Source organism: Aneurinibacillus danicus, assembly GCF_007991215.1.
GTDB classification, from domain to species: domain Bacteria; phylum Bacillota; class Bacilli; order Aneurinibacillales; family Aneurinibacillaceae; genus Aneurinibacillus; species Aneurinibacillus danicus.
On sequence record NZ_BJXX01000213.1, the window covers coordinates 1 to 8,670 of the forward strand.

At 43.6% G+C, this 8,670-nt stretch carries 7 protein-coding genes; all 7 read right to left on the reverse strand.

Features of this window, described 5'->3' with window-relative positions; genetic code table 11:
* Positions 1-80: 80 nt before the first annotated feature.
* The gene (locus tag ADA01nite_RS20565; protein WP_146812308.1) at positions 81-848 is read right to left on the reverse strand and encodes a class II aldolase/adducin family protein; all 768 of its coding nucleotides are present in this window, start codon (positions 846-848) and stop codon (positions 81-83) included.
* A 25-nt stretch (positions 849-873) separates the two neighbouring features.
* The gene (locus ADA01nite_RS20570; protein ID WP_146812309.1) at positions 874-1,830 is read right to left on the reverse strand and encodes a 2-hydroxyacid dehydrogenase; all 957 of its coding nucleotides are present in this window, start codon (positions 1,828-1,830) and stop codon (positions 874-876) included.
* A 73-nt stretch (positions 1,831-1,903) separates the two neighbouring features.
* A complete protein-coding gene (locus ADA01nite_RS20575; protein ID WP_146812310.1) occupies positions 1,904-3,388 on the reverse strand; it encodes a sodium:solute symporter family protein in 1,485 nt (494 codons plus the stop codon).
* Positions 3,388-3,579: a DUF3311 domain-containing protein gene (locus tag ADA01nite_RS20580; protein WP_146812311.1), complete on the reverse strand. Its 192-nt coding sequence runs from the start codon at positions 3,577-3,579 to the stop codon at positions 3,388-3,390. The genes ADA01nite_RS20575 and ADA01nite_RS20580 overlap by 1 nt, the downstream gene beginning before the upstream one ends.
* A gap of 363 nt (positions 3,580-3,942) precedes the next feature.
* Positions 3,943-4,977 (reverse strand): aromatic ring-hydroxylating oxygenase subunit alpha, encoded by a 1,035-nt coding sequence (locus ADA01nite_RS20585; RefSeq protein WP_146812312.1) that lies wholly within the window; start codon positions 4,975-4,977, stop codon positions 3,943-3,945.
* Positions 4,978-5,217: 240 nt separating this feature from the next.
* Entirely contained in the window at positions 5,218-7,107 is a 1,890-nt protein-coding gene (locus ADA01nite_RS20590) for an ABC transporter ATP-binding protein/permease (RefSeq protein WP_146812313.1), read from the reverse strand.
* A gap of 245 nt (positions 7,108-7,352) precedes the next feature.
* Positions 7,353-8,474 (reverse strand): 2-keto-3-deoxygluconate permease, encoded by a 1,122-nt coding sequence (locus tag ADA01nite_RS20595; protein WP_146812314.1) that lies wholly within the window; start codon positions 8,472-8,474, stop codon positions 7,353-7,355.
* Between the last annotated feature and the right edge of the window lie 196 nt (positions 8,475-8,670).

Genomic DNA, 8,670 nt, shown 5'->3' on the forward strand with positions numbered 1-8,670 from the left:
TTTTTCTTCCCTGGATCTCATTTCCTCTTTCTCTCCTTCTTTCCTCACGGTTTTCACAGAAAAATAATAGATATCCAGGATTATTCATCCATAAAATCCGGTTGTTCTTTTACAATACGAGCCCATAAAGGTTGAAAGCTAAACCAACCGGAAATTTCGGAACCCTCTTCTTTATGAGTCAACCTAGCAATCTCCTTATCGATTAGCTTTGGCTTACCTGCTGCTTCTGCCAGTAATTGTACCTGACAGGAACGTTCCATTGCAATGAAAAGCCAGGCCGCTTCATCTACACTTCTTCCTACAGTCAGCAACCCGTGATTTTGTAAAATGACGGCTTTTTTATTACCCAGAGCGGCAGCGATTCTATCGCCTTCTTCTGTATCTAACACAATCCCCCGATAATCGTTATATAGGGCATGATCTTCATAAAAGTTGCATGAATCCTGCGTAATCGGATCAAGCAGCCTCCCGAGTGAAGACCAGGCTTTGCCGTATAAAGAATGCGCGTGTGCAGCCGCTACTACATCCGGCCGGGCTAAATGGATTCGAGAATGAATAGCAAATGCAGCTCCGTTCAACAAGCCATCTCCTTCTACCACTTCTCCTTGCTCATTAACAAGAATCAAATCCGACATCTTAATTTGACTGAAGTGAACTCCATAAGGATTTACCCAGAAGTGATCTGCATACTCCGGGTCCCGTACCGTAATATGCCCTGCCAGTCCTTCATCGAATCCACACTTTGAAAAAAGGCGAAAGGCTCCGGCCAAACGAGCTTTCCGATGTCGACGTTCTTCTTCTACCGATGTAAAAACAGGAGGAGTCAGAACAGGAAGTTTTGTTTTCATACTCTACTCACCTCATACGAAAATTTTATAATGTAACCACGTTTTTAGGTGTTCCGGCAAAAAAATCTATCAGATTGTTAATAGAAATATCCAGAATGTTGGTAATGGCTTCGGGCGTATTAAAACCAACATGCGGAGATAAAATGACATTGTCCAGTTTGAGCAAGGGATTACAAGAGGACACAGGTTCTTCATCAAATACGTCAATGCCGGCCCCGGCTAATTTGCCAACAGATAGATACTTTACCAGGGCAAAGGTATCCACCAACTCTGCCCTTGCAGTATTAATGAAAATACACCCCGGTTTCATCATGGAAAATTCTCTTTCACTGATGAACTTCTCTGTTTGCTTCGTATACGGCAGATGCATGGAGATACAATCCGACTTAGCCAGAAGCTCTTCTAAACCAACGAACGGAATCCCCAATTGTTTACTGCGCTGCGCATCAGGATTTTGTGTCCAGGCGATTACATGCATACCTATTGCTTTACAAAGATCTGCCATCCTTTTGCCAATACTGCCTACTCCGATTAATCCGATGATCTTTCCCTTAAGCTCCAAACTGCTTATTGTCGGATCCCAGCTCCCTTGCTTCATTCTTCTATCGTTTTGCGTGATATTCTTAGCAAGGGCAAAGAGCAAACCCATTGCATGCTCGGCTACGGCATTGCTCCCATAATCCGGGGTGTTCGTCACAGTGATCCCTCTGCGGGAAGCAAGCTCTACATCAATAAAATTATGAACGCCCGCGCCCAGGAATGAGATAATTTTTAAGCTTGAACAGCGCTCCATTATGTCCGCTGGAAACCCCCATCCCAAAAGCATTCCATCCGCATCCTGCACCCTGCGGAGAAACTCTTCTTGAGTGGAAGGCCTCCCTTCAAATATTTCAAAATCAGCAATTCCATTAAGCTTAAAAAGCAACTCCTTGGTTAATAATTCTTTTATTTGCGGGTCGGCGTCTGGATATACAATTCGCACCTTTTCAGTCTCCCGAAATGAGTTTTAATTTATAGATACACTTACCTACCTTATCACTCTGTTTTCTGAAATATCAGGCTGAAGGTCTGTCTGTACTTACATCGCTATTTTTCACTGCCGTAACCACTGGTTTTCTGGTCACTGCACTTACCCCGAGCGTTATCACAAAGTTGATAATCACTACGAATAAGCCTACATCTAAATCTTTTATAACCTGTGGTAATGATGGGAATAGCGATCCGATTGTAGCGCCTGAAATGATGAGATAGGCAATGATTATTATAGAAACAATCAGCCCGGTAGCGGCCCCCTGCACAGTAGCTGGATTCTTTTTCCAGAGGCTAAAGAATAGCGCCGGGAACATCTGGGCCATGAAGCCATACGACATGAGATACAAGTTCAAGATTGATTTACCGCCGTTAAACGTAAAGTAAAGAGTCACCAAAGAAATAACGGGAACCAGCATCCGGCTTATTCTTGCAAGTTGTTGATCGGTCGTGGTTGGCTTCCATACCTTATACACGTTTTTTGATAGAATGGTGGCCGTTGACGTCAACACCAATGAGCTAGGCACAAGGGCGGCCAGTGCTCCCGCTGCTCCAATCACTCCGACGAACCAGGGGTCAAATGACATCTTAGCCAGCGTAAATAAAGCTAAATCCGTATCCTTCAAATTTGGAATTTGAAGCACGGCAGAAAAACCAACCAGAAGAGAGAAAACAATGATAACCTGGTAAATTGGCATAATCGCAGCATTCCAGCGAAGTGCTTTTGCGCTTTTTGACGTAAAAACCCCCGTTAACATATGAGGGAACATATAAAAAGCAAGCGCTGTCATAATCGTGGCAGAAATAAACCAGGAGATACTTAATCCTTGTTCAGGGAATAATAAAAATCCTGGCTTCGCTGCATCGATTGCCTGAAACATCGGTTCAAAACCGCCATAATAGTGAAGCGGAAAATAAATTCCCATAAAAATCATAACCGATAGAATAATAATATCTTTGATAACAGCGGTCCAGGCTGAACTATGAACGCCTGAGGCCGTAACGTAAATCGTTATCGAAAGTACCGCAATGCATATCGCAACATTCGGAGATATCATTCCATAGGAAGCTTCTGATACGATGATACCCAGCCCTTTTAATTGCATAATAAGATACGGAATAATAGAAATAACGCTGATTACTGCAACAAGAACGCCGAAAGCCGGACTTTTGTATTTTTTTTCGTAAAAATCAGATTGGGAGATAACATTATTTTCTTTGGCGTACTTCCAAATCGGTGGTAACAGCCAGTAGGCAAGGACGAAATAGAAAGCGTTGAAAGCGTATATGGCAGTGGGCATCCCCGCTGAGTACGTGCTACCGCTCGCACCCATGAAAGTATAAGTCGTAAACATTTCGCCCGCCAGGAGAAAGAAGACCAAAAGACCTCCAAAGCCCCGTCCGCCTACGGACCACTGTTCCATACTCATTTCTTTACCTTTGCGTGCTCGAAGACCTAACCAAATAGATAGAATCAGAAAAAAAGCAATAATAAGAAGGGCTACATTCATTATTCTTCTCCCCCTTTATTGGCAGGATCAAGCGCATTCAAAATTAATAAAAATATCGAAGTAAGAAAAAGCCACAATATAGACCAAAAGAGAACAAATGGCAGCCCCAAAATGTAAGGTTCAACCCGATTGAAAATAACAAGCGATCCAAGAGCCGGTATGACGCTTAATACATAAACCATTTTTTTCATTTATTATCCCCTCTTTTCCTCGGTTATTGAGATCCCAGCAAAATTTGAAGCGCTTTCACTCTTCTGTTATCAACCCCGCTTCCGCTATGTTTTTCTCTCCGAACCCCGTATCTTTCTCTATTCATTTATTAAGCAAAACCAAGGCCAGGTCAAAAAATCCTATTAACACAGGGAATAACAGAATTTCTGTTTCTATATCGAGTAAATATTTATTCAATTCAGTCAATTTTAACTCGGTTGCTTTATTTATTACCTTACACTGGCTTATAAGGAGCTATGTCTTTCTGCTCTTCTGCTGACAGTAGCTCCTTATTCATTAAAACGCTTTCTTTCAAAGGAAAATAAAGAGGCAGCCAATAGAGCCTACTCTTGTATTGCCTTTTTAACCAGTTGATGGAAATGATGCAGTGTATGTTCGGTAGGAGAGTAAATCCCGTTCTCGAATGCCTGAGAACGAAAACCCATTTGCAGTAACTCTACCAGCTCGAAATCTTCTTCCCGTACTTGATCGACAAATGCAATCATGTCCTCTTCTTCTTTCGTTATGTTAACATTGGTAAAGTAATAACGGTATACCGCCATTGTCTGTTCTGCGCTGATGGGAATAAGTTGCGTTGTGGTCATATTTCCGGTTCCTGGATATACACTTAGCATCATGTTTGGCCAGGTCCAATAAAAACGTACACTTGCACTGTCATCTTTACCTTTGACCGTTGAGTATTGGTAGGAGAATTTATCACAGGGAACAAGGTTGTAATTGGACATGTCAAACGTTTTCGCAAATGCCGGATGCGCAATCGAACAGTGATCGCATTCCAGGAAATTATCAACTACCGCTTTCCAATTCGCTTCAATAAGCCGGCGATTCTCTTTAACCAAGAGCAGTGAATCCATGAACGGATATCTCTCCAGCTCGCTTGCAAATTCTTGATACGCATCCGCGAAGGAAAGGGCATCCGGATCCAAATTCACAAAAATCATAGAGCGGTATACTTCTAAGCGAATGGACCTCATGCAGCTGTGCTTCCCAAGTTCATTTGTGGTAAAGTTAGGGGCTCTGTGCAAGTGTCCATCTAACTTAAAGGTCCATCCATGATAAACACACTGCAAAACTTTTTTGTTTCCCTGCTCACTGCGTTCCACCTTTGTACCGCGATGCGGGCAAATGTTATAAAAGGCGCGCAGTTCCCCATCCGTTCCATGAGTGACGATAATAGGCTCCCCGGCTACATCAAAGGTAAAGAAGTCCCCTTCGTTTTTAACCTGACTTGTATGCCCTACCAATATCCAATTTTTAGAAAAAATTTGTTTCCTTTCTTTGTTAAAAATCTCCGGATTTACATACCATTCATAGGGCAGCGTAGGGGTAAAGGATTGGATGCTTTCCTTTGTAATCATAACTAAGAAATCCTCCTCTTCATCAATTATACTTACGTTTTTATCATCACCCGCACGGATGATGGTTCTCTCGCCATTCTTTATTAGCAAATTCAATACCAATTCCAAAACCCTATTAACACAAGGAATAACAGAAATTCCGGCTTTTCGTGATAGAAAAATCGAGTTATAATTTACTCAATTTTGTCAATTTTAACTCAGTTGTTAGTAATAAAGGAATCGATAGAAATGGAACTATCTTCACTTACGTCCTTCGGGCATTGAAACGGCCCTATCTCTGTGAAGCAATACGATGGCCATCCCATATAGAAGGAAAATAAACAGGACAAGAATGCCCCAGTGGGCGGAAAAATTGCCGTTCAGCGCGGGGAGCGGCTGCTGCAGGGCGCTTCTCCCGTTGATATTAACAATGTCTCCTCCGATTAACTCGTACCCCCATTTGCTAACGGCCAGATAAAATACAGCTTTTATGCATGCAGGCTTTACATAGGCAATAGGTACAAGCGCTCCCGACAGAATAATCTGGGGAACGAGTACAATCGGAATGGTGCTAAGCGCTTTATCAGAATTAGAAGCGATGGCCGATATAACCAGACCCATCATTCCCCCTGCCAGCGAAAGCAGAAAAAAAGCCAAAACGTTTGGCCAAAACTCCGGCAGATCAAGCGTACAGGCAACAATCGAGACAAGAAGCAGGGTTTGTATCAAAGAAATAACCGACAGCACGCCAATTTTCGAGAACAGATAAGGGCCAACCCGCATGCCGGCTAGCCGCTCCCTTCTGTAAATCGCCTTTTCTTTCACGATTTCCCGCGCTGCATTGGACGTTCCCAACCATATCGAGGTAAATACCATCAAAGCGATGCAGTTGGACATAAAGCTTCTCCGGTTTTTCTCTTCCTGAATGTTTTGCTGCACTTCTTCCACTTTTCCAGCTGCTACAATCTGCCGGGTTACCTCCAAATCCTGCGGCCGATACTCGCTGTACCTGAACGTAGGGGCACTGTGATAAAAAGCAAGGACAAGCAAACATGGAATAATGAAGGCTTGAAGACACAGGATGACAAGGTTTTTTCTATCCCGGCTAAGCAGCCGTATATAACGTCCGGTCAGCATCTTCCATTGTTCAAAAAATGAGGAACAAGCGGCGCTTTTTTTCACCATATCTTGTTCCTTATTCCCGTCTGCCCGTTCAATTGGCCGCTGCCTATCTTTCACCCGGTTTTGATATTTCTGATAAACAGCGGATTGTTTGTACTTCTCAGCCCAGCTCTTCGGATTCTCTTCTGTATCAAGCTTTCGATAGATCTCTACAACATCTTCTACACCGAAGTAATTAAGCGCTTCAGACGGAGAGCCGAAAAAAGCCAACTGTCCTTCCCGGGTCAAAAAGACAAGCTTGTCACACATCCAAAGATTCGCTGTGGTATGGGTAACCATGATGATCGTGCTGCCCTTCTGTTTCAATTCCCCGAGAAGCTCCATCATCGTTTTCTCCAAATCCGGGTCAAGTCCCGAGGTGGCTTCATCAAGAAACAAAAGACCGGGCCTGGTTACCAATTCAACGCCGATATTGACCCGCTTTCGTTGTCCGCCGCTTAAATCCTTGACAGGCAGCGAACGCTGGGCTGTTAATCTTACCTCTTCAAGCACTTCATTTACTCTGCCTGTTATTGTGTTTTCCGGTGTACCCGCCGGAAAGCGCAGGCGGGAGGAATACGTAAATATTTCTTCTACCGTTAACCCGCTATGCACAATATCATCCTGCGGTACATAGCCAATGCAGGAACGAAAATCATCATAGTCTTCATAAAGATTCCGTCCGTTCACCCGGACCTCTCCCTCTGTTGCCGGATGAATGCCGGATAATGCGTGAAGCAGCGTGCTTTTTCCCGCACCACTGCCGCCCAGTATTGCCACAAATTCATGCGGCTCGATAACAAAATTAATATCCTCCAACAGTTTCTTCTCTCCGCGTCGTGTCTTTATCGTTCGAGTTAAGCAGTTGGCTTCTACCAGAAGAGAATTCGTCGTATAAGGCGGGTTGGTCAGGACAACTGGCCCCGCGCTATCCCGCAAGTCCGGCACACTCCGCGGATGAACAAGCGACGTTCCGGTTACATTTTCCACGTAATCCCCTCCCTCAGCAACTGGCGTTCTAGAAATCCTTATTTTCTGCGTCCGATTCCTTTCCTACTATCCATTTTTTAACATCCTTTTTTAATTTTATACAACTCTGCTTGCGATCAGGCCGGGAATCCTCCTTTTTCATCAACAACAAAAAAGCAGCTATCCTAACCATAGCCAGGTAGCTGCTTTGATTTAATTAAATATTCGTCAAGTAAGAGCTTTTAATACTCTTAAACAAACATCACTTATACCACGATACTGGACTCTTCCTCTTTAATACAACGCTGTTCACTTCTTTCAACCTTTCCATCGATTCCTTTCTTCTTCTGATACTTATCGACTAAGATAACTGCGATCGGGCAAAGAAGAGCAGTCGTTATCGTTGAAATGGAAATCTGGGCCGTCGCAATTGGTACTAAATCCTGATACATCTGGGCTTCAGATGCGCTCATCATGCCTGAACCGGCGGATACGGTCGCAGCGGCCGCAATGGCTGCCGGAGTACCTGCCGCATTCCCGGCGGTCGATGCTTCCGCCACAGGAGCAATCTTGCTTTTTTCACCGAATATTTTGAATACGAGCATACCGGTACCTCCTGTCAGAACGACAGTCATAAGCGCAAGCACGAGTCCGGCCCCGACCACTTCCGGATTGAAGAAACTGGCTAAGTTCATCCCTGCACCTAAAGCAAACGCAAAGAATGGAATAACAAGATCTTCACCCACTTTTAAGAATTGACGGATATCTGGATCTAGATTTCCTAATAGCATACCGATTCCAATCGGTAATAACACAGCAATAAAAGCAATGAACGGAAAGTTTGCTCCCATCATCCCGAGAGCCATTAATGTGAAAAATGGGCCATCATTTAAGGATAAAACGGCTGTCGCGCCTACATCTGAACGGGTTCCATATTGCCCTGTTAATGCTGCATACATTCCTCCGTTTCCATTTGTCATGGCTGCGATAATGGCCATGGAAGACAACCCCAAAAATCCATGCATCGGATCGGATAAAGCGCCCCAAATGACCCCCACAGCAAGTCCGGTTAAATACTTTGATGTCGTTAGCAATACTCCCTTTTTTAATGCCACTCCCCCTACACGGAGATTCATCTGGCTTCCTGCACAGAATAAAAACAGGGCACAAAGTGTAAGGGCACCGTCCTTGAACAATGCCTGAGAGAATCCTCCAATCTGCAAAAACTCATAGTATCCAGCTTTGGTTTGAAGAACACCTAGGCTTTTTAAGAAGTCCATGATAAACGGAATGTGCATTTGATCAATCGTATTAAGTAAAGCGCCAAACAATAACGGAATAACCATAAGGCCACCAGGCACTCTTTCAATTGCTTGCTTAATTTTCATATAAAAACTCCTTTTTGCTTAGTAAAAGTTTTTTATTATAATAGAAATAGCGTTTTGCAAATGGCATCTTTCTTTATTTGCAAGATGTAAAGCGCTTTCATTTTTTTACTTTCGTAGGGAGCCTACTACCAGACCACCCTTTATACGATGGAAGGGCAGTCTGATATGAACCCCTATTTTTTATGCTTTTACAAAG